Raw genomic sequence first — 21,732 nt, 5'->3', positions numbered from 1 at the left:
GAATGCGCCCCCAGGTGACTGCCCGTTCTGTACCGCTATGGACGGTCATAGAAGGGTTGAACGGGGCATATCGACAGACCGGTTGACGTCTGTGCAGGTTTTTTGATGATCCTTTGTGTGGCAAGTGCGTGCGCGGGGAAATAGTTTGGGGAAATCCATTCGAACGTGCCGTGCAATTGCGAGATTCGCCTCGTCCGAAGCGATCAGTGGTGATCGCGATGTCCTGCGTCACAGGTGTGCGACCCCCGCACGCGGGGAAGGGTGTGTCCCGCGGGGTCACGGTGTCGGTGGCAGGTGGCACGATGGACGTCGCGGGGGTGCGGCTGCGGTGGCTCTCCCCGGAACGGTGAGGCGTCAGACCGAGGATGTGATCCCCAGTGGCCATCTCCCTGTCCGTGGTGCTGTTGTTGGCGATCATCATGATCGTCCTGATAAGGGGCAAGACGCTCAAGGTCGGCCCGGCCATCATCGCCGCGCTCTTCGGCTTCTTCCTTGCCTCCACGGGAATGGCCCCGGCGATCAACAAGTTCCTCGACTCGCTGGCCGACACCATCAACCAGATAAACCTCTGACGCGGGTGACCGGTGCGGGGGGTGCCTCGCGGCGCACCCGCCGCATGGGTCGCACCCGTCACGAGCGCGCACGTCGCGCGTCGGAAGTGAAGTCACCCGTCACCCGGCGCGGTGGCCGCACCGGGTGACGGGGAGTCAGGCGACGGCCGGCGCGCGGTCCTCGGCCGTTCCCACGATGCGGCGCAGCGCGGCGGTCCGCTCCGCGGGGTCCTGCGCGGACAGCAGCGCGGCCAGCACGGCGATGCGGGCCTGGCCCGCGCGCAGCGTCCCGGCCAGCACGCCCCCCGCCGCGGCGAGGTCCACCGCACCGCCCCCGGTGTACATCGGGGCCACCGGCCCCGCCGCCACCCGGGTGCTCACGGCGACCAGTACGCCGGCCTCCACCGCCCGGCGCACCGCCGCCACGAAGTCCGGCGTCGCGTTGCCCGCCCCGGTGCCGACCAGCACGATCCCCTGGGCCCCCGCGCCCAGCGCGGCGTCGAAGAGCACGGGGTCGGCGTCCACGTGGTGCATCACGACGTCGACGCGCGGTGCCGTGGCGCCGGGGGCCGGCAGCGGCAGCGCCGCGGCACGCGGCCGCGGGGCGCCCCAGGCGATCTCGCCGAACTTCACCCGGCCGAGCGGCCGCCCCGAGGGGTCGGCGAACGCCTGGACGTCCAGGGTGTGCGCCTTGACCGTGCCCCGGGCGGCGTGCACGAAGCCCCCGAAGGCGATGACCACTCCGATGTCCTGGCCGGTCGCCGCGGTCAGCAGCGCGTCGTAGAGGTTGCCCGCCGCGTCCCCGTCCACGGAGTCCAGGGGGAGCTGGGCGCCGGTGAGGACCACCGGGCGCCGGTCGTCGTGGTGGAGGTCGAGGAGGAAGGCGGTCTCCTCCATGGTGTCGGTGCCGTGCGTCACCACGACGCCGTCCACGGCCGGGTCCGCCAGCACCTCGTGGACCGTCCGCAGCAGTTCCAGCTGGTGGGCGGAGGTCAGCCGCGAGCTGTTCACGGTGAACAGGTCGCGGACGCTCACCTCGACGCCCTCGGGGACCGCGCCCGCCGCCAGCACCTCGTGGCCGGCGGCCTCGGCCGCGTACCCGGCCCCCTGCCACCGGCTGGCGATCGTGCCGCCGGTGCCGATCACGACGATGTGCTTCACGTTTCCCTCGCTCGTGCGTTCGCCCGGTCCTCCCGCCGCAAGGATATGCGCTGACCCCTGGCATTGGATTGCCAATCAGCCCGCGTAGATCCGCCAGGCGTGGTATTCATCGCCCCTATGGACGCCATCGACAGAAGAATCTTGCGCGAGCTCCAGGCCGACGGCCGGCTCACCAACCAGGAACTGGCCGCCCGGGTCGGCCTCACCCCGTCCCCGTGCCTGCGCCGGGTTCGGCAGCTGGAGGAGGACGGGGTGATCCAGAGCTACCGGGCCGTCGTCGACCCGGCCGCCGTCGGCCGCGGCTTCGAGGTCTTCGCCTCCGTCGAGGTGCGGCGCGACCGCGAGTCCGTCGCCGCCTTCGAGGAGCAGGTGCAGGCCATCCCCGACGTCGTCGAGGCCTACCGGCTCTACGGCGCGCCCGGCTGCCTGCTGCGGATCGCGGTGGCCGACAGCGACGCCTACGAGCGCTTCTGGACCGAGAAGCTGATCGCCCTGCCGGGCGTCAGCGAGGTGAACTCGCAGATGATCATGAAGCGCATCAAGGGCCCCCAGGGCGTGCCGGTCGGCTAGGGCCCGTCGGCGTCCCGGGGCCGGGGGAGCCCGCCGACCGGGCCCTGGGTACCCGGCCCCGGAGGCCGCGATCGCCCGGCCGCCGAGGCCGACGACCAGCGTCGCGGGGTACCCGGCTCCGGGACGGTGGCCGTCCGGCGCCCTAGGCGGGGTTCCCGGCGGCTCCGGCGGTTCCCGCGGTGCCGGCGGCACCCGGGACGCGTCCGAGGGCGTCCCGCACCGCTTCGGCGGAGCGCGCGACGACCGCCGAGCCGTCCTCGGCGGTGATGATCGGACGCTGGATCAGCCGCGGGTGCGCCGCGAGCGCCCCGATCCAGCGCTCCCGCTCACCCGGCTCGCGCGGCCACTCCCCGAGCCCCAGTTCCTTCGCCTCGGCCTCCTGGGTCCGCACGATGTCCCACGGCTCCAGCCCGAGCCGCTCCAGCACCGCGCGGATCTCGTCGGCGTCCGGCGGGTCCTCCAGGTAGCGGCGCACGGTGTACTGCGCGCCCTCCTCGTCCAGCAGGTGCAGCGCGGAGCGGCACTTCGAGCACGCGGGGTTGATCCAGATCTCCATCCCGCCAATGTAGTGAGGCGTTCAGCCGTCGTCGCGCCCGTCGTCGCGCAGCCTGCGCCAGATGCGGGTGCGGTGCAGCACGTAGACGGCGACGAGCATGACCAGCGCCTGGAGTCCCACGGCGAGCAGCCAGAAGACGATCCTGCTCTCCAACTCGTCCGTCATGTAGGTGAAGTTCATCCCGAAGAAGCCGGTCAGGAAGGTCAGCGGAAGGAAGATCGTCGACACGATGGCCAGCCGGTTGATCACCCCGTTCTGCTCACCGGACACGAGTGAGGAGTAGCTGGCGAACGCCCGCCGGGCCGCGTCCTGGAGCGATTCGATGCTGGCGAGCACCATCCGCGCGGCCCGCTGGTAGGAGGCGGCGAGCCGCTGCCGCTCCTCCGGGAAGTTGCCGCTCATCATCCGCCGGGTGATGGTCTCGTCGGTCGCCTGCAGGTACGGCAGCAGCGCGTGGTGCAGCACGGCCGCGCGGCGGCGCAGCCGCGCCAGCCGGTACACCTGCTGCGGGTGCCGGCTCTCGAACATCTCGTCCTCGAGGTCCTCCACCAGCAGCAGCGCCTCCACGGCGGACTTGCGGAAGGTCTCCAGGGCGTCCTCCAGCAGCAGGAACAGCGCGGCCGTGGTGTCCGCGGGCCGTTCGCGCGGCAGCCGGGTGAAGAACCGGCCGACCAGTGCGTTCGGGCCCCGGTGGACGGTGACCAGGTACCGCTCGGTCACGAAGACGTGGAGGTGGACGACCTCGCCGTCGTCGACGACGGGCACGACGAACCGGGCGTTGTCGCCGTGGAACTCCGCCCGCGCCGCCTCGCCCTCCCTGCCCAGCCATGCCAGGTCCTCGGCCTCCAGGCCGAGTTCACGGGCGATCGGCAGCTCGTCGGGCCGCCCCTCCCCGGGCACCTCGACGTCCACGAGCAGGAACCGGCACGCCGCGAGCCGCTCACGTACCTCCGACAGGGCGGCAGGGGCGGCGACGCCCTCGGGCATCGACACCACCGTAACGATCATCGTTCCTCACCGTGGGTCACCGGCACGCCTCCCAGCCTGCGCAGACTCCGGCGCCCACGCATGCGGAGATGACCGGTCAGGGGAGGCCGCGATCCCGGCGGGCGCCTCCCAAGCGAGGCTGCGACCGCGTGTCAGGCCCCGAATTCCAGCGACGTGACGCGGGCCGGGCGTCCGGGGCCTCCTGGAGTCATGAGGTCGCGCAACACCGACCGGAAAGAAGTCCGCCGGGACGTTCCCCCGGTGCCGGGCCGTCCGAAGAGGGTTCGCCCGCAATTCCCGCCCCCATCGACCATTCGAGGAGTACTGCCGCGTCCCGCGCCCGCAAGATCGTCATGCTGACCGCCGCCACCCTCGCCGCCGGTGGCGCCCTGCTTCCGGCCATGACGGCGTCGCCGAGGCGGCTCCGCAGCGGCACGCGCTCCACGTCGCCGACGGCGGCGGGGTGAACAACGACATCCCCGTCTTCAACAACTGAGAGCCCGGCTTTCCGGTCCGTACGGCCGGCCCCGCCCCGGCCGTGCGGACCGCGAGTCGTCATCCTCGCGTCTCCATTAGTATCGAGTAATACGGTCGCGAACGGAACCGTGAAGGGTCCGTCGCGACGCCGAACGGACGGGAGCAGACATGAAGATCGCGGTTGCCGGTGGTACCGGCGTGGCCGGGCGGTTCGTGGTGGAGGAGGTGCGCGCCCGCGGGCACGAGCCCGTGGTGCTGTCGCGCGGAGAAGGCGTCGACCTGCTGAGCGGGTCGGGGCTGGACGCTGCGCTGACCGGGGCCGAAGTGGTGATCGACGTCAGCAATGTGACGACGAACCGCAAGTCGGTGGCCGTGGGCTTCTTCGACAAGGCGGGCCGGAACCTCGCGGCGGCGGCCGGGCGGGCCGGCGTGCGGCACCTGGTGACGCCGTCGATCGTGGGCGTCGACCGGGTCGGGCACCCGTACTACACCGGCAAAATGCGGCAGGAGGAGATCATCCGGGGCGGCGCCGTGCCGTGGACCATCATGCGCGCGACGCAGTTCCACGAGTTCGTGGGGCAGGCGCTGGAGGGAGTCCCCGGGCCGCTCGCGCTGGTGCCGACGGCCCCGGTGCAGCCCGTCGCCGTACGCGAGGTGGCGGAAGCCCTCGTCGGCCTCGCCCTTGAGGCGCCGCAAGGGATGGCCCCGGAGTTCGCGGGCCCGCAGGTCGAGTCGCTGGTCGACCTGGCCCGGAGCCTCATCGCCGCGGGCGGCGCGCGCCGCCGGCCGGTCGCGCCCCTGTACTTCCCCGGTGCGATGCGCAAAGGCGGCCTGCTGCCGTCCGGACCCGGCCCCCGGGGCACCGTGACCTTCGCCGACTGGCTCAAGGAGCAGAGCCCGGCGACACCTTCGTGACGCGACCTCGCCGGGACGGATCCGGCGTCCTCCACCTCGACCGCGACGCCGACGGGGTGGTCCCCTGTCCCGGGGGGAGTAGCCCGCGTCGCAGTGATCCGCAGGGGGGATGCCGGCCGGCCGGGCCGGTCCGGGGCTTGCGCCGGGGGAACCGGCGGCGGAGCGGGCACGGCCACCCAGGGCGGCGCCGACGGCGTCCCGTCCGGTGCGGCCGGAACGCTGGGTGTCGGCGGCAGCGGTGGCGCTGGCACGGGTGGTGGGGGCGGCGGTGGTCACTACGGCGGAGGCGACATTGTCCTGGGCAGCCCGATCGGGTCGGCGGGCGGTGGTGGCGGCGGCTCGTCCCTCGTACCTCCCGGCGGCAGCGGCCCGGCCCCGAGCAGTGCCGATCCGGTCGTCACCATCAGCTACCCCGCTCAGGGCCGGCAGGTGACGACGTACCTGAAGGCGCAGCCGCAACCGTCCAGGGCCGGTCAGCCGGTGGGCGTCAGCGACCTGGTCTGCCCCAGTGACGCCGCCGCCACGACGAGGCCCACCGGCACCCTCTACCGCGGGCCCGGACACCATCACGGCCTCCTACAGCGGCGACACGGTCTACCAGGGCAACGTCGGCGACTTGGAAAAGCTCGAGCTGACGGTGCTCCCCCGCGAGCGGCCCTGCCACAAGGCCGGCGCGAAAGCCGCCGCGTGGGCGGCCCCGCACGGGGACACCGCTCCCCGATCGGACTGCGAGAGAGACTGGTAGCGGCCTTCCCGGCCACCGCGGACGCGGACCGGATCAGCCGCCCCCAGGGCCCCGGTCCGGCCCGCGTCCCGCACGACGCGCCCCGGCCGGTGCCGCGAGCGGGGGCGGCGTTCCCGCTCCCGGCAGGGTCACGATCGCCCGCGTTCCGCCCCCGGACGCCCTCTGCAGCCGGACCTCCCCGCCGAAGGCGTGCACCGCCCTGGCGACGATGGCCAGACCGAGGCCGCTGCCGGGCAGTCCGCGCGCCGATGTCGAACGCCAGAAGCGCTCGAACACGTGCGGCATCTCGTCCTCCGGGATCCCCGGCCCCTCGTCCTCGATCGACAGTTGTCCTGCGGACAGACGCACGGAGATCGTGCTTCCGGCCGGTGAGAACTTCACCGCGTTGTCCAGCAGGTTCACCACCGCTCGTTCAAGAGCGGCCGGCTCGGCCCGGACGAACCAGTCGTCCAGTTCGCAGGTGTACTCCATCTCCTTGCCGCGGAGTCTCGCCCGCACGAGAGCGCGCTCGGTCACTTCGTGGAGTGCGACCCGCCGCATGGACGCCTGGTCCGGTGCGGCGTCCGGCCGGGACAGCTCCAGGAGGTCACCGATGAGACCGGCGAACTCGGCGATCTGCGCTTCCACCGAGGCCAGCAGTTCCTCGCGCACGCCTGCGGGAAGCGCCCTCCCCGTCCTCTCGCTGCGGATGAGCAGTTCGATGTTGGTGCGCAACGACGTCAGGGGTGTCCGCAGTTCGTGTCCCGCGTCGGCGATCAGCTGCTGTTGCCGGGAGCGGGAGGACGCCAGCGCCGCGGTCATCGCGTTGAACGACTTCGCCAGGCGCGCGATCTCGTCGTCACCCGCAACGGGGATCCGCACCGTCAGGTCCTCGGTCCGCGCGATGTGCTCCGTCGCGTCCGTGAGCTGCAGTACGGGACGCAGCCCCGCCCGGGCGATCCCGGCCCCGGTCGTGGCGGCGCCGACGACTCCGAGTCCTGCCACACCCAGGAGGAGCCACGCGAGACTGGTGAGGGGTTCCGAGACCACGCTCAGGGGTTGCGCTATCGACACCGCGAACCCGCCGCCCTGGTCGCCGGCACGGTTCGGCCGCGACGTCGCGACCCGCATCGTCCGGCCGTCCTCCGACTCGGCGTCGTGCACGGCCTCCTCCTGGAGTCCGTTCGCCACGGCGAGGTCGGCGTCGGTGATCCTCATGGGGGAACTGCCGGGAGCGGTGCACACGGTGCCGTCACTGGTGATGACCTGCACCGTGTACGGAGTCGGGGTGCTGTCGCCCGTGTCCTGAACCGCCGCGGGCCGCCGCACATGGCACAGCCGCAGAAGGTCCCTGACGTACCCCGGTGACGCCTGGACGCTGCGGAGATTGGTGTTCAGCTGGCTGTCGAGCTGCCGTTGGGTCAGCAACCACGCCGCGACGGCCGCCACCGTCACGGCGGCCGCGACGGCGACCGCGGCGGGGAGGCCGAGACGCGCCCGCAGAGGCAACTGCCGCACGTACCTCGTCACCACCGGGCACTCCCCGCAGTCCCGGCCACGGCACGCGGCAGCCAGCGCCCGTCAACGGACCGGCGCCGCCTCGCGAGCGGCGACCCGGCGAATCTCACCGTGGTGTACACGGGCGCATTGTGGCGTGCCGAGATGAGAACTCCATGAGGGGCGGGCGCACCACGTGGCGTGCCGGGACGGCCCGGGTCACGGGCACGGGCCGGTCCGTCGGTCGAACGAGGCCCCGGTGCCGGGCGCTCAGGGCGGGAGCGTCCGGCCGTCGGATCCGGGGCAGGCGTCCGCCTGCCCCGTCAACGGGGGCCGCAGGTGCATCCTCCGCCGGCGGTGGCCGGCGTGCCGTCGTCGGCCGGCGCGCGCTGTTCGCCGGAGGCGCAGCACCCGGCCGGGGCGTTCTCGGCGCTCTTGCCGAGGGTGCCGGCGTCGGCCTTGACGACGTAGACCTCCCAGGGCTCCTTGCCGGGACCGGTGACCCAGACCTTGTCCTGGAGGGCGTAGCAGCAGGAGGTGTCGCTTTCCTCGAAGGTGGCCAGACCCGCCTCCTGGAGCCGTCCTGTGGCGGCTACGACCTGGTCGGTCGACTCGACCTCGACGCCGAGGTGGTCGAGCCGGGTGTCCTGTCCTTCCTCGCCCTCGATCAGGACGAGCTTGAGCGGGGGCTCGGGGACGGCGAAGTTGGCGTAGCCGGGACGGAGCTTGGCGGGCCCGACGCCGAAGAGCCTGGAGTAGAACGCGATGGACCCCTCGAGGTCGGCGACGCGCAGGGCGAGTTGAACGCGGGACATGACGGACTCCCTCATCTGCCGTTCCGCAGCTGCATCGACGTTCATCGATACAGCTCGACGAATCCGAGGTTGCCAGCTGCATCGACAGGTGTCAACATAGACGCATGTCGAAATCAGACCTGCGGGTGCTAGGCCAGGACGAGCAGGACCTCGCGTGCTGCTCGCCGATCGTCCGGGAACCGCTGGGCGAGGCCGAAGCCGTCGACCTGGCGCGGATGTTCAAGGCGCTGTCGGATCCCGTGCGGTTGCGTCTGCTCTCCCTGATCGCCTCCCACGAGGGCGGCGAGGCCTGTGTGTGCGACCTGACCGGGCCGTTCGACGTGTCGCAGCCGACGATCTCGCACCACCTGAAGGTGCTGCGGGAAGCGGGTCTGGTGGGCTCCGAACGGCGCGGTACCTGGGTCTACTACTGGGTGCTGCCGCCCGCGCTCGCCCGGCTCTCCTCCCTCCTCCGGGCCCCGGCCGAGCCGGCCGCCGCCGCGGCCCGCGCATGATCGCCCTCGGCCGCCGTGTTGCTGCGGAGTTCCTCGGCACCGCAGCCCTGGTCGCCGTCGTGGTGGGCTCGGGCATCCAGGCCTCGGAGCTGTCCCGGGACGCGGGTGTGCAGCTTCTCGCCAACTCCCTGGCGACGGTGTTCGGCCTGGGCGTCCTGATCGTCCTGCTCGGCCCGGTCTCCGGCGCGCACTTCAACCCGGTCGTCACCCTCGCCGCCTGGTGGACCGGGCGCGGCACCGGTGACGGCCCGGCCCCGCGTGAGGTCGCCGCCTACGTTCCCGCCCAGTTCGCCGGGGCCGTCGGCGGAGCGGTCCTGGCCGACGCGATGTTCGCCGAACCGCTGGTGCGGTGGTCGGCGCACGACCGGTCCGCCGGGAACCTGTGGCTGGGCGAGGCCGTCGCCACGGCGGGCCTGATCCTGCTCGTCCGCGGACTCGGCCGTACGGGGCAGCGGCGCGTCGGACCCGCCGCCGTCGCCTCCTACATCGGCGCGGCGTACTGGTTCACCTCCTCCACCAGCTTCGCCAACCCGGCCGTGACGGTCGGGCGCACCTTCTCCGACACCTTCGCCGGCATCGCCCCCACCTCCGTGGCGCCGTTCGTCGCCGCCCAACTCCTCGGCGCCGTCATCGGCCTGGCCCTCGCCGCCGTCCTCTTCGGCCGCGACACGCCCACCGCGCCGCCCACCGTTGCCGCGACGCCCGCCGCGCCGGTACTCGCCGCCACCCGTCACTGACCGAGGAAGAACCCCGTGAGCACCTCCACCGTCCCGTCCGTGCTGTTCGTCTGCGTCCACAACGCGGGCCGCTCCCAGATGGCCGCCGCCTTCCTCACCCACCTCGCCGGGGACCGGCTCGAGGTCCGCTCGGCCGGCTCGGCCCCCGCCGACGCGGTCAACCCGGCGGTGGTCGAGGCCATGGAGGAATCCGGGATCGACATCTCCGCGGAGGTCCCCAAGGTCCTCACCACCGAGGCGGTGCGGTCCTCCGACGTGGTCATCACCATGGGCTGCGGCGACGCCTGCCCGTACTTCCCCGGCAAGCGCTACCTCGACTGGCAGCTCGACGACCCCGCCGGCCGGGGCGTCGACGCCGTCCGCCCGATCCGCGACGAGATCGAACGGCGCGTGCGCGGCCTGCTCACCGAACTGGGCGTACCAGCGGGGGCATGAGCCGTGCACCGTGACCGAGGGCGGCCTTCCGAGGCCCCCGTTGGGGTGAGTTGACCGGCCCGCGTCGGCAGGACACCGGCCTCGGCCACGGCACGATCCGCGTACCCCGTCCGGTCACCGTTCGCCCGCCGTTCGCGGTCCGGCCCGGGCGGCCGTGACCGCGAGCGCCGCGATCACCGGGGCGGCCGCGGGCGTGATCGCGAAGTCCGTGAGCGCGATGCGCGCAGGAGGGGGCACGAGGCGGGCGCGGACGGCCGGCCCGGCCGGGGGACGACGAAGGCCCAGGCCGGGGGAGATGTACCCCTGACCTGGGCCTTTGCCTGCAGAGCGGGCGACGGGAATCGAACCCGCGTAGCCAGTTTGGAAGACTGGGGCTCTACCATTGAGCTACGCCCGCAACGGCCAGTCATTCTGGCACATCAGATCGTAGCCGATCGACCCGGCTCCCGCGCACGGCATATTTGGCCGTCAGGGTGTGCGGAGGCATGTACTCTACGTGTCGCACCGACGGGGTGTGGCGCAGCTTGGTAGCGCGTCCGCTTTGGGAGCGGAAGGTCGTCGGTTCGAATCCGGCCACCCCGACCAGTGCTCGGCCGTCCCGCGCCGAGCGGCCCGGCCGCAGGATTGTGGTACCGGTAGGATGGGTCGTCGGCCACGCGATACGCGGAAAAGCCAGGTCGAACACCAGCCGCCCCGCACGACGCCGAGCGGCCGCCCATCAACGTAAAGCCCCCAAGGAGACCCAACCGTGAAGAGCGCCGTCGAGACTCTGAACCCGACCCGGGTTCGACTCACTGTCGAGGTGCCCTTCGAGGAGCTCAAGCCCAGCCTCGACGCGGCGTACAAGAAGATCAACCAGCAGGTCACGGTGCCGGGCTTCCGTAAGGGCAAGATCCCCGCGCGCGTCATCGACCAGCGGTTCGGCCGTGGCGCGGTCCTCGAAGAGGCCATCAACGACGCCCTGCCGAAGTTCTACACGGAGGCGGTCAACGAGGGCGAGCTCAACGTCCTCGGCCAGCCCGAGGTGGACATCACCGAGTTCAACGACGGCCAGGAGCTGAAGTTCACCGCCGAGGTGGACATCCGGCCGGTCATCGAGATCCCGGACTACTCCGGCATCGAGGTCACCGTCGACGCCATCGAGGTGACCGACGAGGACGTCGACAAGGCCCTGGAGCAGCTGCGCGAGCGCTTCGCCTCCACCACCGTCGTGGAGCGCGCGGCCGCCGACGGCGACGTCGTGGTCGTCGACCTGGAGGCCTCGGTCGACGGCGAGGTGCTGGAGGACGGCGTCGCCAGCGGCGTCACCTACACCATCGGCTCCGGCCAGCTGCTCGACGGCATCGACGAGGCCGTCACCGGCCTGGAGGCCGGCGGTTCGGCGACCTTCGCCTCCGAGCTCAAGGGCGGCTCCGCCGCCGGCAAGACGGCCCAGGTCAAGGTGGACGTCTCCACCGTCCAGGCCCGTGAGCTGCCCGCGCTGGACGACGACTTCGCCCAGCTGGCGAGCGAGTTCGACACCCTCGAGGAGCTCCGCGCCGACGCCGTGAAGCGCCAGGAGCGCATCAAGCAGTACGACCAGGCCACCCAGGCCCAGGAGAAGGTGCTGGACGCCCTCCTGGAGCTGGTCGAGATCCCGCTCCCGGAGAAGCTCCTCAAGGACGAGGTCGAGACCCGCGTCCACAACCTGGAGCACCACCAGTTCCCGGCCATGGGCCTGACCTGGGAGTCGTTCCTCGAGAACGAGGGCAAGACCCGCGAGGAGTACGACGAGGAGATCGAGGGGCAGGCGAAGAAGGGCATCAAGACCCAGTTCGTCCTCGACGAGCTCGTCAACACCGAGAAGCTCTCGGTCAACCAGGAGGAGCTCACCGAGCACCTCATGCGCCGTGCCGCCTCCTCGGGCATGAGCCCGGACCAGTTCGCCCAGGCGGTCGTCGAGGGCGGTCAGGTCCCGCTGCTCGTCGGCGAGGTCGCCCGCGGCAAGGCGCTGGCCCTGGTCGTCGAGGCCGCCACGGTCAAGGACACCAACGGCGAGGTCGTCGACCTGGAGGACGAGGAGGACGAGACCGGCGAGACGGTCGCGGCCACCTCCGAGGACGCGGACGCCGAGACCGCCAAGGGTGAGGGCTCCGAGGCCTGAGCCTCGCCCCGCAGCGACATCCGACGGGCCCGGACGACAGTTGCGTCCGGGCCCGTCCTGCTTCTTTTCGCTCTCCGCGTACACCCCCCCTGCGCTCACAGCGAACAGTTCCGCGTGGGGGATTGCCGGGCCCCACCTGCGCGTTAGGGTCCGTAAGTACGAGGGCCCGTGCCCTACGAGAAGTCCCTGTGACGGCGTCCGCGCCGTCCGACAACGAGCAGGTGGATACGTGACGACTCCGATGCCTTCCGCCGCCGGCGAGCCGACCATCGGTGGCCTCGGCGACCAGGTCTACAACCGGCTGCTCGGCGAGCGGATCATCTTCCTCGGCCAGCCGGTGGACGACGACATCGCCAACAAGATCACCGCGCAGTTGCTCCTCCTTGCCGCTGAGCCGGACAAGGACATCTACCTCTACATCAACAGCCCCGGCGGCTCCGTGACGGCCGGCATGGCGATCTACGACACCATGCAGTTCATCAAGAACGACGTCGTCACCATCGCCATGGGCCTGGCCGCCTCCATGGGCCAGTTCCTGCTGACCGCCGGTACCCCCGGCAAGCGCTTCGCGCTGCCGAACACCGACATCCTGATGCACCAGCCCTCCGCCGGCCTGGCCGGCTCGGCCTCGGACATCAAGATCCACGCCGAGCAGCTCCTGCGCACGAAGAGGCGGATGGCCGAGCTCATCGCGGAGCACTCCGGCCAGAGCGTCGAGGCGATCACCCGCGACTCCGACCGCGACCGCTGGTTCTCCGCCGACGCGGCCAAGGAGTACGGCCTGATCGACGACGTCATCACGCACGCCGTGAACGTGCCGGGCGGCGGCGGCACCGGGGCCTGACCGGGCCTGAGCCCGTACAGCCCCGCAGGACCGACCCCAGCCCACTGCTCATCTCCAGGACGGTGAACGTGACCACCCAGAACTTCCCCGGCAGCGGCCTGTACGACCGCGCGAACGCCGCCGAGGCCCGCTACGTCGTCCCGCGCTTCGTGGAGCGCACCTCCCAGGGCGTCCGCGAGTACGACCCGTACGCGAAGCTCTTCGAGGAGCGCGTGATCTTCCTCGGGGTGCAGATCGACGACGCCTCCGCCAACGACGTCATGGCACAGCTGCTGTGCCTGGAGTCGATGGACCCGGACCGCGACATCTCGGTCTACATCAACAGCCCCGGCGGCTCCTTCACGGCGCTGACGGCCATCTACGACACGATGCAGTTCGTGAAGCCCGACATCCAGACGGTCTGCATGGGCCAGGCGGCCTCCGCCGCGGCCGTGCTGCTCGCCGCAGGCACCCCCGGCAAGCGGATGGCGCTGCCCAACGCCCGCATCCTGATCCACCAGCCGTACTCCGAGACGGGCCGCGGCCAGGTCTCGGACCTGGAGATCGCCGCCAACGAGATCCTGCGGATGCGGGCCCAGCTGGAGGAGATGCTGGCCAAGCACTCCAGCACCCCGATCGAGAAGATCCGCGACGACATCGAGCGCGACAAGATCCTCACGGCCGAGGAGGCCCTCTCCTACGGTCTGGTCGACCAGATCGTCTCGACCCGCAAGGGCTCGTCGGTCGCGGTCTGACGCCCGGCAGGGCATTCTGCGACAAGAAGTCCCCTCTTGGAGCGACCGGGTTGTGCAGGTCACGGCCCAGTAGCTCCAAGGGGGGCCCGCACTGGGGGCGCGGCAAGGTACCGTCGATAGGCAAGCACCAGGACTCGTCGAACTGACGGGACCCAGGCGAAGGGGAAGCACCTCGTGGCACGCATCGGTGACGGCGGCGATCTGCTCAAGTGCTCGTTCTGCGGAAAGAGCCAGAAGCAGGTGAAGAAGCTCATCGCAGGACCCGGTGTGTACATCTGCGACGAGTGCATCGACCTCTGCAACGAGATCATCGAGGAGGAGCTCGCCGAGTCCTCCGAGGTGCGGTGGGAGGACCTGCCGAAGCCGCGCGAGATCTACGAGTTCCTGGAGAGCTACGTCGTCGGCCAGGAGCCGGCGAAGAAGGCGCTCTCCGTCGCGGTGTACAACCACTACAAGCGGGTGCAGGCCGGTGAGAACGGCGGCGGCCGCGGCCACGACGACGGCATCGAGCTCGCCAAGTCCAACATCCTGCTGCTCGGCCCCACGGGCTCCGGCAAGACCCTGCTCGCCCAGACGCTGGCCCGCATGCTGAACGTGCCGTTCGCCATCGCGGACGCCACGGCGCTCACCGAGGCCGGGTACGTCGGCGAGGACGTCGAGAACATCCTGCTCAAGCTGATCCAGGCGGCCGACTACGACGTCAAGAAGGCCGAGACGGGGATCATCTACATCGACGAGATCGACAAGGTCGCCCGCAAGAGCGAGAACCCGTCGATCACCCGGGACGTCTCCGGCGAGGGCGTGCAGCAGGCCCTGCTGAAGATCCTGGAGGGCACCACGGCCTCGGTGCCGCCGCAGGGCGGGCGCAAGCACCCGCACCAGGAGTTCATCCAGATCGACACCACCAACGTGCTCTTCATCGTCGGCGGTGCCTTCGCCGGTCTGGAGAAGATCATCGAGTCCCGGGCCGGCGCCAAGGGCATCGGCTTCGGCGCGACGATCCGCTCCAAGCGCGAGATCGACTCCGCCGACCAGTTCTCCGAGGTCATGCCGGAGGACCTGGTCAAGTTCGGCATGATCCCCGAGTTCATCGGCCGTCTGCCGGTCATCACCAGCGTGCACAACCTCGACCGCGAGGCGCTGCTGCAGATCCTGGTCGAGCCGCGCAACGCCCTGGTCAAGCAGTACCAGCGGCTCTTCGAGCTCGACGGTGTCGAGCTCGAGTTCGAGCGCGGCGCCCTGGAGGCCATCGCCGACCAGGCCATCCTCCGCCAGACCGGCGCCCGCGGCCTGCGCGCCATCATGGAGGAGGTGCTGATGTCGGTGATGTACGAGGTGCCCTCGCGCAAGGACGTCGCCCGCGTCGTCATCACCGAGGACGTCGTGCACTCCAACGTGAACCCGACCCTGGTCCCGCGCGAGCCCCGCATCATCGGCAAGGGCGAGCAGAAGAGCGCGTAGCGCGCACCAGCCCGCGCATGTGAAGGGGGGCGCCCGGCATCTGCCGGGCGCCCCCCTTCACGTGCGGGTGGGTCACTTCTTGACGCGGACGTCGTTCCGGAACTTCGCCGTGGTCTCCGCGAAGTCGGCGACGGAGGGGGCGTCGGGGATGGTGCCGGAGCCGGTCGCCTCCGGGGAGGGGGACCAGATCAGCAGCGCGACGGTGCTGTCGTCGCCCCAGACGCAGAAGGGCGACTTGAAGACGCCGTAGTCCTTCTCGCCGCACTTCATCACGTCGCCGTCGAAACCGGCCGGGTGCTGCTCGCTCGCCGCGCTCCCGGCGAGGGCAGCCGAGATCATCTTGTCGACCGCGGCGCCGGGGTCGTCGATCCCGCCGTAGGCGCCGCCGAACCCGATCTGCTCGCCCCCGCTGGTGTAGGCGGCGGAGATCGAGGTGCCGTTCGAGATGTACTGGTCGCTGCCGGACTCGGACTCCGCGAGCTTCTGGCTGGACTTGCTGTACGTGCCGTTTACGACCGTCGCCGGGGTCGTCAGCTTGTAGTCACCGCCCCCGCCGCCGCTGCTCATGAAGAAGACGATGCCGCCGCCGATGAGCGCGACGGCGACCACGAGGCCGAGCAGGATGCCGATGACCTTGCCCTTGCCGCCGGACCGGGGCGGCGGCGGGGCGCCCCAGGCGCCGGGCTGCTGGCCGTACGGGCCGGGCTGCTGACCGTACGGGCCGGCCTGCTGGGGGTAGCCGTAGCCGGCGCCCGGCTGCGGGGCCGTGGGCTGCTGCGGATAGCCGTACCCCGGTCCGGGCTGCTGGGGCGGGCCGGGCGGCACCGGCGGCTGCTGGGGCTGGCCGGGCTGGCCCCCGTAGCCGGGCTGGCCGCCGTAACCCGGCTGCGGCGGCGGCTGGTTGAAGCTCATCGGTGAGAGTCCCCTCGTTGAACTGCTGTCTCCTCGTCATCATCCTCGCGGATTGTTTAAGCCGCCTTTACATCGGAGTCGTCAGGACTTGGTAACAAGACGGTGCAGATGCCCGGTTGATCACCCCCGGGGCCCGGACGGCGGGGGCGGCGCCCACCGGTCCGACCGGACTGAGCGAGCGTCAGAAGCGCCCCGTACGCCGGTCGTTCGGGCCGGCGGGCCCGCCACGCCCCCGGCGGGGTGTCCGCCCGCCGGTGCCGGAGCCCTCGCCGGGCCCGCGGCCCGCACCGCGGCCCGCCCCCGGTCCGGACGGCGGCGGCACCCCGGCGGGGTCCCGCGGCGGGCACGCGTCGCCCGGGCGGACCTCGCCCGTGCCCCGGCCCCGCCCCTCGCGCCCGGCACCGGTGGATTCGTAACGGGGCCCGCCGCGCCCGTAAACTGAGCGCCGTGACCGACAACACTCAGCAGGCCGCCGCGAGCGGACCGAACAGCGCGACCCCCGAACTGCCGACCCAGTACGCGCCGGCCGAGGTAGAGGGGCCCCTGTACGAGCGCTGGGTAGAGCGCGGTTACTTCGAGGCCGACGCCAAGAGCGACAAGAAGCCGTACACCATCGTCATCCCGCCGCCGAACGTCACCGGCAGCCTCCACCTGGGCCATGCCTTCCAGCACACGCTGATGGACGCCCTCACCCGCCGCAAGCGGATGCAGGGCCACGAGGCGCTGTGGCTGCCCGGCATGGACCACGCGGGCATCGCCACCCAGAACAAGGTCGAGCAGCAGCTCGCCGAGGAGGGCAAGTCCCGGCACGACCTGGGCCGCGAGGCCTTCGTCGAGCGCGTGTGGCAGTGGAAGGAGGAGTACGGCGGCAGGATCCTGGGCCAGATGCGCCGTCTCGGTGACGGCGTGGACTGGTCGCGCGAGCGCTTCACCATGGACGAGGGCCTCTCCCGTGCCGTCCAGACGATCTTCAAGAAGCTCTACGACGACGGTCTGATCTACCGCGCCGAGCGCATCATCAACTGGTGCCCGCGCTGCCTGACCGCGATCTCCGACATCGAGGTCGAGCACGAGGACCGGGACGGCGAGCTGGTATCGATCCGCTACGGCGACGGCGAGAACTCCATCGTCGTGGCCACCACCCGGGCCGAGACGATGCTCGGCGACACGGCCGTCGCCGTCCACCCCGACGACGAGCGCTACCGGCACCTGATCGGCACCGAGATCGACCTGCCGCTCACCGACCGCCGGATCCCGGTCGTCGCCGACGAGCACGTCGACCCGGAGTTCGGCACCGGCGCCGTCAAGGTGACCCCGGCGCACGACCCCAACGACTTCGAGATCGGCCGGCGCCACAACCTGCCGTCCCTGACGATCATGGACGACCACGCCCGGATCACCGTCCACGGCCCCTTCCAGGACATGGACCGCCTCGAGGCCCGGGACGCCGTCGTCGGCGCCCTGCGCTCGCAGGGCCGCATCGTCGCCGAGAAGCGGCCGTACGTCCACGCGGTCGGCCACTGCTCCCGCTGCAAGACGATCATCGAGCCGCGGCTGTCGCTGCAGTGGTGGGTCAAGGTTGGCCCGCTGGCGCAGGCCGCCGGTGACGCCGTCCGCGACGGCCGGGTGAAGATCCACCCGCAGGAGATGTCCGGCCGCTACTTCCAGTGGGTCGACAACATGCACGACTGGTGCATCTCGCGCCAGCTGTGGTGGGGCCACCGCATCCCGGTCTGGTACGGCCCCGACGGCGAGACGGTCTGTGTCGGCCCGGACGAGCAGCCCCCGGCCGGCGAGGGCTGGACGCAGGACACCGACGTCCTGGACACCTGGTTCTCCTCGGGCCTGTGGCCGTTCTCCACCCTGGGCTGGCCGGAGCGCACCCCGGACCTCGAGAAGTTCTACCCGACCGACGTCCTGCTGACCGGCCACGACATCATCTTCTTCTGGGTCGCCCGGATGATGATGTTCGGCCTGTACGCGATGGACGGCCAGGCGCCCTTCCACACCATCGCCCTCACCGGCCTGGTGCGCGACGAGCGCGGCAAGAAGATGTCCAAGTCCTTCGGCAACGTCGTGGACCCGCTGGACTGGATGGACAAGTACGGCTCGGACGCGCTGCGCTTCACCCTCGCCCGCGGCGCCAACCCCGGCACCGACGTGCCGATCGGCGAGGACTGGGTCCAGGGCTCCCGGAACTTCACCAACAAGATCTGGAACGCCACGCGCTTCGCGCTGATGAACGGCGCCACGGTCGAGGGCGAACTGCCCGCGCCCGCGGAGATGTCGGCGATCGACCGCTGGATCCTGTCCCGGCTGAACGCCACGGTCGCCGAGGCCGACGCGCTCTACGACGATTACCAGTTCGCCAAGCTCAGCGACGCCCTCTTCCACTTCGCGTGGGACGAGGTGTTCGACTGGTACGTCGAGCTCTCCAAGACCACCTTCATGGCGGGCGGCCGTCCGGCCGAGGTCTCGCGCCGCGTGCTGGGCGAGGTCCTGGACAAGCTGCTGCGACTGCTGCACCCGGTGGTCCCCTTCGTCACCGAGACGCTGTGGACCACGCTCACCGGGCGCGAGTCGATCGTGATCGCCGACTGGCCCGCCGACTCCGGCTTCCGCGACGCGGCCGCCGAGAAGGAGATCGCGGCGGTCCAGTCGCTGGTCACCGAGGTCCGGAGGTTCCGCGCCGACCAGGGCCTGCAGCCCGGGCAGAAGGTCCCGGCGCGGCTCGACCTCGGCTCCACCGGCCTGGAGGCCCACGAGGCCGCCGTCCGCCAGCTGCTGCGCCTGCAGCCGGAGGGCGAGGCCTTCACCGCGACGGCGACCCTCCCGGTGGCGGGCGTGACGGTCGCGCTGGACCTCTCCGGGGCGATCGACGTCGACGCCGAGCGGAAGCGGCTGGCCAAGGACCTGGCCGCCGCCGAGAAGGAGAAGGCCCAGGCCACGGCGAAGCTCGGCAACGAGGCGTTCCTGGCGAAGGCCCCGGAACCGGTCGTCGCCAAGATCCGCACCCGCCTGGAGGCGGCCGAGGCGGACATCGCCCGCATCACCGCGCAGCTGTCCTCGCTGCCGCAGGGCTGACGCACCGGGGGTGGGCAGGCGGAAACGCCTGCCCACAACCCGGATCTACCTGGCCCCTTCGTACAATGTGGTCGTGAGCAACCCGCGCCCCGAGAACGACGAGCCCCTTTCCGACCCGCTGGCCGCGATGGGTCTGGGCGGCGACGAGGACGAAGCCGGCACCGACCCCGGACGCGAGGCCGACCTGGCGGTGATCGAGGCGGGCAGCCGCACCCTCCGGGCCGGCGGACCGGTGCCGCAGGACGACGGCGTCCCCGCCCGCCCCACCGACCCGGAGGTCGACAAGGCCCTCCGCGATGTCGAGGCGGAGCTGGCGGGCCGCTGGCCGGAGACGAAGCTCGAGCCGTCCCTGGACCGGATGAACGCGCTGATGGACATCCTGGGCGAGCCGCAGCGGAGCTACCCCTCGATCCACATCACCGGCACCAACGGCAAGACCAGCACCGCCCGCATGATCGAGCGGCTGCTGCTCGCCTTCGACCTGCGCACCGGCCGCTACACCAGCCCCCACGTGCAGTCCGTCACCGAGCGGATCAGCCTCGACGGCCGGCCGATCGCGGCGGAGAAGTTCATCGAGACCTACCGCGACCTCACGCCGTACGTGGAGATGGTGGACGCCTCCCAGCCGTACCGGATGTCCTTCTTCGAGGTGCTGACCGGCATGGCGTACGCCGCCTTCGCCGACGCCCCGGTGGACGTGGCCGTCGTCGAGGTCGGCATGGGCGGCAGCTGGGACGCGACCAACGTGGTGGACGGCACGGTCGCCGTCGTGACCCCGATCGACCTGGACCACACCGACCGCTTGGGCACGACGCCGGGCGAGATCGCGGTGGAGAAGAGCGGGATCGTCAAGAAGGACGCCACCGTCGTCCTGGCCCAGCAGCCCATGGAGGCGGCCCAGGTGCTGCTGAAGCGGGCCGTCGAGGTGGACGCGACGGTCGCCCGGGAGGGCATGGAGTTCGGCGTCGTGCACCGCGAGGTGGCCGTCGGCGGGCAGATGCTCACCCTGCGCGGCCTGGGCGGGGAGTACGAGCAGGTCTTCCTGCCGCTGCACGGTGAGCACCAGGCCCACAACGCGGCCGTGGCGCTCGCCGCGGTGGAGGCCTTCTTCGGCATCGGCACCGTGCACGCCCGCACCCTCGACGTCGACACCGTCCGCACCGCCTTCGCCGCCGTCACCTCGCCGGGCCGCCTGGAGGTCGTGCGCCGCAGCCCCACCGTGGTGCTGGACGCGGCGCACAACCCGGCCGGCGCCCGGGCTGCGGCGGCGGCCGTGGGCGAGGCCTTCGGCTTCACCCACCTGGTGGGCGTGGTCGGGCCGAGCGGCGACAAGGACGTACGGGGCCTGCTGGAGGCCTTCGAGCCGGTCTTCGCCGAGGTCGTGGTGACCCAGAACTCCACCCACCGCGCGATGGACGTGGACGAGCTGGCCGCCCTCGCGGTCGAGGTCTTCGGCGACGAGCGCGTGCAGGTCGAGCCCCGGCTGGACGACGCGATCGAGGCGGCCGTGACGCTCGCCGAGGAGCAGGGGGAGTTCTCCGGCGCCGGGGTGCTGATCACCGGATCGGTGATCACCGTGGGAGAGGCCCGGCTGCTGCTGGGCCGCAAGTGACGAGCAGGAAGCGAAACCAAGCGGATGCGGACCCTGTGCGCGAGCACCCTGATCGGTGAGTTCTTCGTGATCGGCTTCGCCGGTCTGGTGGCGATGAAGCAGCCGGAGCTGACGACCGGCACGGTGTGGACGGTCAGCGGCATCGCCATGGCCCTGTGCGTGCTGCTGTGCGGCATGCTCGGCCGGCGCGGCGCCCTGGCCGTCGGCTGGCTGCTGCAGGCCGGGCTGATCGCGAGCGGCTTCGTCGTCCCGGTGATGTTCTTCCTCGGCGCCGTCTTCGCCGCGCTGTGGTGGGCCGCCGTCCACTTCGGCCGGAAGGTGGACGAGGCCAAGGCGGCGCGTGCCGCGCAGCCGGCCTGAGAGCACCCGTAGGGCCCCGGCCGAGGGGGTGCCGTGGGGCGTGGGGATCACCGGTAATGTCGTCGTACCCGCATCCCGCACATAGGAGTCACACCGTGTCCCAGCGCACCCTCGTCCTTCTCAAGCCGGACGCCGTACGCCGTGGCCTGGTCGGCGAGATCCTCGGCCGCATCGAGCGCAAGGCGGGCTGGAGCATCACCGCGCTGGAACTGCGCACCCTCGACCGCGCGATCCTCGAGCAGCACTACGCCGAGCACGTCGGCCGGCCCTTCTACGAGCCGCTGGTGGAGTTCATGGCCTCCGGTCCGGTCGTCGCCCTGGTCGCCGAGGGGGAGCGGGTCATCGAGGGGCTGCGCGCGCTGGCCGGCCCCACCGACCCGATCGCGGCCGCGCCCGGCTCGATCCGCGGCGACTTCGGCACCATCGTCCGGGAGAACCTGATCCACGCCTCGGACTCCGAGGAGTCCGCCGAGCGCGAGATCAAGATCTTCTTCCCCGGCCTGGCCTGATCCCCCGCGGCGATTCGCCCCGAATCCGCCGCTGACGCCCGATCAGCTCAACGGGCGGCCGGAAATTTCCCGGCCGCCCGAAGGCATATGCCGGGGGTTCGCGGGAACCAAATCCGCCGACACGGCGTCACCATTGCTGAGGACAGCTGTGTGT

20 protein-coding genes and 2 tRNA genes are annotated in these 21,732 nt (G+C 71.4%); 15 read left to right on the top strand and 7 right to left on the bottom strand.

Features of this window, described 5'->3' with window-relative positions:
* Positions 1–377 precede the first annotated feature (377 nt).
* Positions 378–572 (top strand): hypothetical protein, encoded by a 195-nt coding sequence (locus ABZ479_RS13055; RefSeq protein ID WP_499598960.1) that lies wholly within the window; start codon positions 378–380, stop codon positions 570–572.
* Between the two features lie 135 nt (positions 573–707).
* Here ABZ479_RS13055 and ABZ479_RS13050 read toward each other — a convergent pair whose 3' ends face one another.
* Positions 708–1,712 carry an asparaginase gene (locus ABZ479_RS13050; RefSeq protein ID WP_499598958.1) on the bottom strand — a complete coding sequence of 335 codons (1,005 nt, stop codon included), beginning with the start codon at positions 1,710–1,712 and terminating at the stop codon, positions 708–710.
* Between the two features lie 117 nt (positions 1,713–1,829).
* Between ABZ479_RS13050 and ABZ479_RS13045 the strand changes: the two genes are divergently transcribed.
* Positions 1,830–2,282 carry an Lrp/AsnC family transcriptional regulator gene (locus tag ABZ479_RS13045; RefSeq protein WP_499598957.1) on the top strand — a complete coding sequence of 151 codons (453 nt, stop codon included), beginning with the start codon at positions 1,830–1,832 and terminating at the stop codon, positions 2,280–2,282.
* A gap of 142 nt (positions 2,283–2,424) precedes the next feature.
* Here the strand turns inward: ABZ479_RS13045 and ABZ479_RS13040 are convergent, their stop codons facing one another.
* Positions 2,425–2,838, bottom strand: a complete 414-nt coding sequence (locus tag ABZ479_RS13040) for an arsenate reductase family protein (RefSeq protein WP_500461634.1) — start codon at positions 2,836–2,838, stop codon at positions 2,425–2,427.
* A gap of 21 nt (positions 2,839–2,859) precedes the next feature.
* Positions 2,860–3,846: a magnesium transporter CorA family protein gene (locus ABZ479_RS13035; protein WP_500461633.1), complete on the bottom strand. Its 987-nt coding sequence runs from the start codon at positions 3,844–3,846 to the stop codon at positions 2,860–2,862.
* 624 nt (positions 3,847–4,470) lie between these two features.
* Between ABZ479_RS13035 and ABZ479_RS13030 the strand changes: the two genes are divergently transcribed.
* On the top strand, positions 4,471–5,217 hold the full coding sequence (locus tag ABZ479_RS13030) for an SDR family oxidoreductase (protein ID WP_499598952.1): 747 nt from the start codon (positions 4,471–4,473) through the stop codon (positions 5,215–5,217).
* 778 nt (positions 5,218–5,995) lie between these two features.
* Here the strand turns inward: ABZ479_RS13030 and ABZ479_RS13025 are convergent.
* Together ABZ479_RS13025 and ABZ479_RS13020 are read right to left on the bottom strand one after the other, a co-directional pair.
* A complete protein-coding gene (locus ABZ479_RS13025; protein WP_500461632.1) occupies positions 5,996–7,471 on the bottom strand; it encodes a sensor histidine kinase in 1,476 nt (491 codons plus the stop codon).
* A 290-nt stretch (positions 7,472–7,761) separates the two neighbouring features.
* The gene (locus ABZ479_RS13020) at positions 7,762–8,253 is read right to left on the bottom strand and encodes an ArsI/CadI family heavy metal resistance metalloenzyme (RefSeq protein ID WP_500461631.1); all 492 of its coding nucleotides are present in this window, start codon (positions 8,251–8,253) and stop codon (positions 7,762–7,764) included.
* A gap of 104 nt (positions 8,254–8,357) precedes the next feature.
* On the opposite strand from ABZ479_RS13020, the gene ABZ479_RS13015 reads away from it, so the two are divergent.
* The 3 genes from ABZ479_RS13015 to ABZ479_RS13005 are packed head-to-tail and all read left to right on the top strand — an operon-like array spanning position 8,358 to position 9,919.
* The gene (locus tag ABZ479_RS13015) at positions 8,358–8,747 is read left to right on the top strand and encodes an ArsR/SmtB family transcription factor (RefSeq protein ID WP_500461630.1); all 390 of its coding nucleotides are present in this window, start codon (positions 8,358–8,360) and stop codon (positions 8,745–8,747) included.
* Positions 8,744–9,484 (top strand): aquaporin, encoded by a 741-nt coding sequence (locus tag ABZ479_RS13010; protein WP_500461629.1) that lies wholly within the window; start codon positions 8,744–8,746, stop codon positions 9,482–9,484. The genes ABZ479_RS13015 and ABZ479_RS13010 overlap by 4 nt, the downstream gene beginning before the upstream one ends.
* A gap of 15 nt (positions 9,485–9,499) precedes the next feature.
* Entirely contained in the window at positions 9,500–9,919 is a 420-nt protein-coding gene (locus ABZ479_RS13005) for an arsenate reductase ArsC (protein WP_500461628.1), read from the top strand.
* Between the two features lie 326 nt (positions 9,920–10,245).
* On the opposite strand, the gene ABZ479_RS13000 is transcribed toward ABZ479_RS13005, so the two are convergent.
* Positions 10,246–10,316, bottom strand: a tRNA-Gly gene (locus ABZ479_RS13000).
* A 111-nt stretch (positions 10,317–10,427) separates the two neighbouring features.
* Between ABZ479_RS13000 and ABZ479_RS12995 the strand changes: the two genes are divergently transcribed.
* The 5 genes from ABZ479_RS12995 (at position 10,428) to clpX (ending at position 15,101) form a co-directional block, all read left to right on the top strand.
* Positions 10,428–10,504, top strand: a tRNA-Pro gene (locus ABZ479_RS12995).
* 163 nt (positions 10,505–10,667) lie between these two features.
* On the top strand, positions 10,668–12,062 hold the full coding sequence (gene tig, locus ABZ479_RS12990) for a trigger factor (RefSeq protein ID WP_500461627.1): 1,395 nt from the start codon (positions 10,668–10,670) through the stop codon (positions 12,060–12,062).
* 241 nt (positions 12,063–12,303) lie between these two features.
* Positions 12,304–12,906, top strand: a complete 603-nt coding sequence (locus tag ABZ479_RS12985; RefSeq protein WP_500461694.1) for an ATP-dependent Clp protease proteolytic subunit — start codon at positions 12,304–12,306, stop codon at positions 12,904–12,906.
* A 62-nt stretch (positions 12,907–12,968) separates the two neighbouring features.
* Positions 12,969–13,640: an ATP-dependent Clp protease proteolytic subunit gene (locus ABZ479_RS12980; RefSeq protein ID WP_499598943.1), complete on the top strand. Its 672-nt coding sequence runs from the start codon at positions 12,969–12,971 to the stop codon at positions 13,638–13,640.
* 174 nt (positions 13,641–13,814) lie between these two features.
* Positions 13,815–15,101, top strand: a complete 1,287-nt coding sequence (clpX, locus tag ABZ479_RS12975) for an ATP-dependent Clp protease ATP-binding subunit ClpX (RefSeq protein ID WP_018556568.1) — start codon at positions 13,815–13,817, stop codon at positions 15,099–15,101.
* Positions 15,102–15,173: 72 nt separating this feature from the next.
* On the opposite strand, the gene ABZ479_RS12970 is transcribed toward clpX, so the two are convergent.
* Entirely contained in the window at positions 15,174–16,013 is an 840-nt protein-coding gene (locus ABZ479_RS12970) for a hypothetical protein (protein WP_500461626.1), read from the bottom strand.
* Positions 16,014–16,460: 447 nt separating this feature from the next.
* Between ABZ479_RS12970 and ABZ479_RS12965 the strand changes: the two genes are divergently transcribed.
* From ABZ479_RS12965 to ndk, 4 genes are all read left to right on the top strand, one after another.
* Entirely contained in the window at positions 16,461–19,097 is a 2,637-nt protein-coding gene (locus ABZ479_RS12965; RefSeq protein WP_500461625.1) for a valine--tRNA ligase, read from the top strand.
* Between the two features lie 127 nt (positions 19,098–19,224).
* On the top strand, positions 19,225–20,709 hold the full coding sequence (gene folC, locus ABZ479_RS12960) for a bifunctional tetrahydrofolate synthase/dihydrofolate synthase (protein ID WP_500461693.1): 1,485 nt from the start codon (positions 19,225–19,227) through the stop codon (positions 20,707–20,709).
* Positions 20,710–20,733: 24 nt separating this feature from the next.
* Positions 20,734–21,069, top strand: coding sequence for a DUF4233 domain-containing protein (locus ABZ479_RS12955; protein WP_499598939.1), 336 nt, complete (start codon positions 20,734–20,736; stop codon positions 21,067–21,069).
* Positions 21,070–21,164: 95 nt separating this feature from the next.
* Positions 21,165–21,578 (top strand): nucleoside-diphosphate kinase, encoded by a 414-nt coding sequence (ndk, locus tag ABZ479_RS12950; protein ID WP_500461624.1) that lies wholly within the window; start codon positions 21,165–21,167, stop codon positions 21,576–21,578.
* Positions 21,579–21,732 lie beyond the last annotated feature (154 nt).

It is taken from the genome of Streptomyces sp. NPDC005722 (genome assembly GCF_040630935.1).
Taxonomy (GTDB): domain Bacteria; phylum Actinomycetota; class Actinomycetes; order Streptomycetales; family Streptomycetaceae; genus Actinacidiphila.
Note: the sequence above shows the minus strand (reverse complement) of the source record. Positions and strands in the feature narration are given on the sequence as shown.

Bases quoted from the DNA above. Each gene is read 5' to 3' on its own strand.
- ABZ479_RS13045 (WP_499598957.1), top strand. From the start codon at position 1,830: ATGGACGCCATCGACAGAAGAATCTTGCGCGAGCTCCAGGCCGACGGC.
- ABZ479_RS13040 (WP_500461634.1), bottom strand. From the start codon at position 2,838: ATGGAGATCTGGATCAACCCCGCGTGCTCGAAGTGCCGCTCCGCGCTG.
- ABZ479_RS13035 (WP_500461633.1), bottom strand. From the start codon at position 3,846: ATGATCGTTACGGTGGTGTCGATGCCCGAGGGCGTCGCCGCCCCTGCC.
- ABZ479_RS13030 (WP_499598952.1), top strand. From the start codon at position 4,471: ATGAAGATCGCGGTTGCCGGTGGTACCGGCGTGGCCGGGCGGTTCGTG.
- ABZ479_RS13020 (WP_500461631.1), bottom strand. From the start codon at position 8,253: ATGTCCCGCGTTCAACTCGCCCTGCGCGTCGCCGACCTCGAGGGGTCC.
- ABZ479_RS13015 (WP_500461630.1), top strand. From the start codon at position 8,358: ATGTCGAAATCAGACCTGCGGGTGCTAGGCCAGGACGAGCAGGACCTC.
- ABZ479_RS13010 (WP_500461629.1), top strand. From the start codon at position 8,744: ATGATCGCCCTCGGCCGCCGTGTTGCTGCGGAGTTCCTCGGCACCGCA.
- ABZ479_RS12985 (WP_500461694.1), top strand. From the start codon at position 12,304: ATGCCTTCCGCCGCCGGCGAGCCGACCATCGGTGGCCTCGGCGACCAG.
- ABZ479_RS12970 (WP_500461626.1), bottom strand. From the start codon at position 16,013: ATGAGCTTCAACCAGCCGCCGCCGCAGCCGGGTTACGGCGGCCAGCCC.
- folC (WP_500461693.1), top strand. From the start codon at position 19,225: ATGGGTCTGGGCGGCGACGAGGACGAAGCCGGCACCGACCCCGGACGC.
- ABZ479_RS12955 (WP_499598939.1), top strand. From the start codon at position 20,734: ATGCGGACCCTGTGCGCGAGCACCCTGATCGGTGAGTTCTTCGTGATC.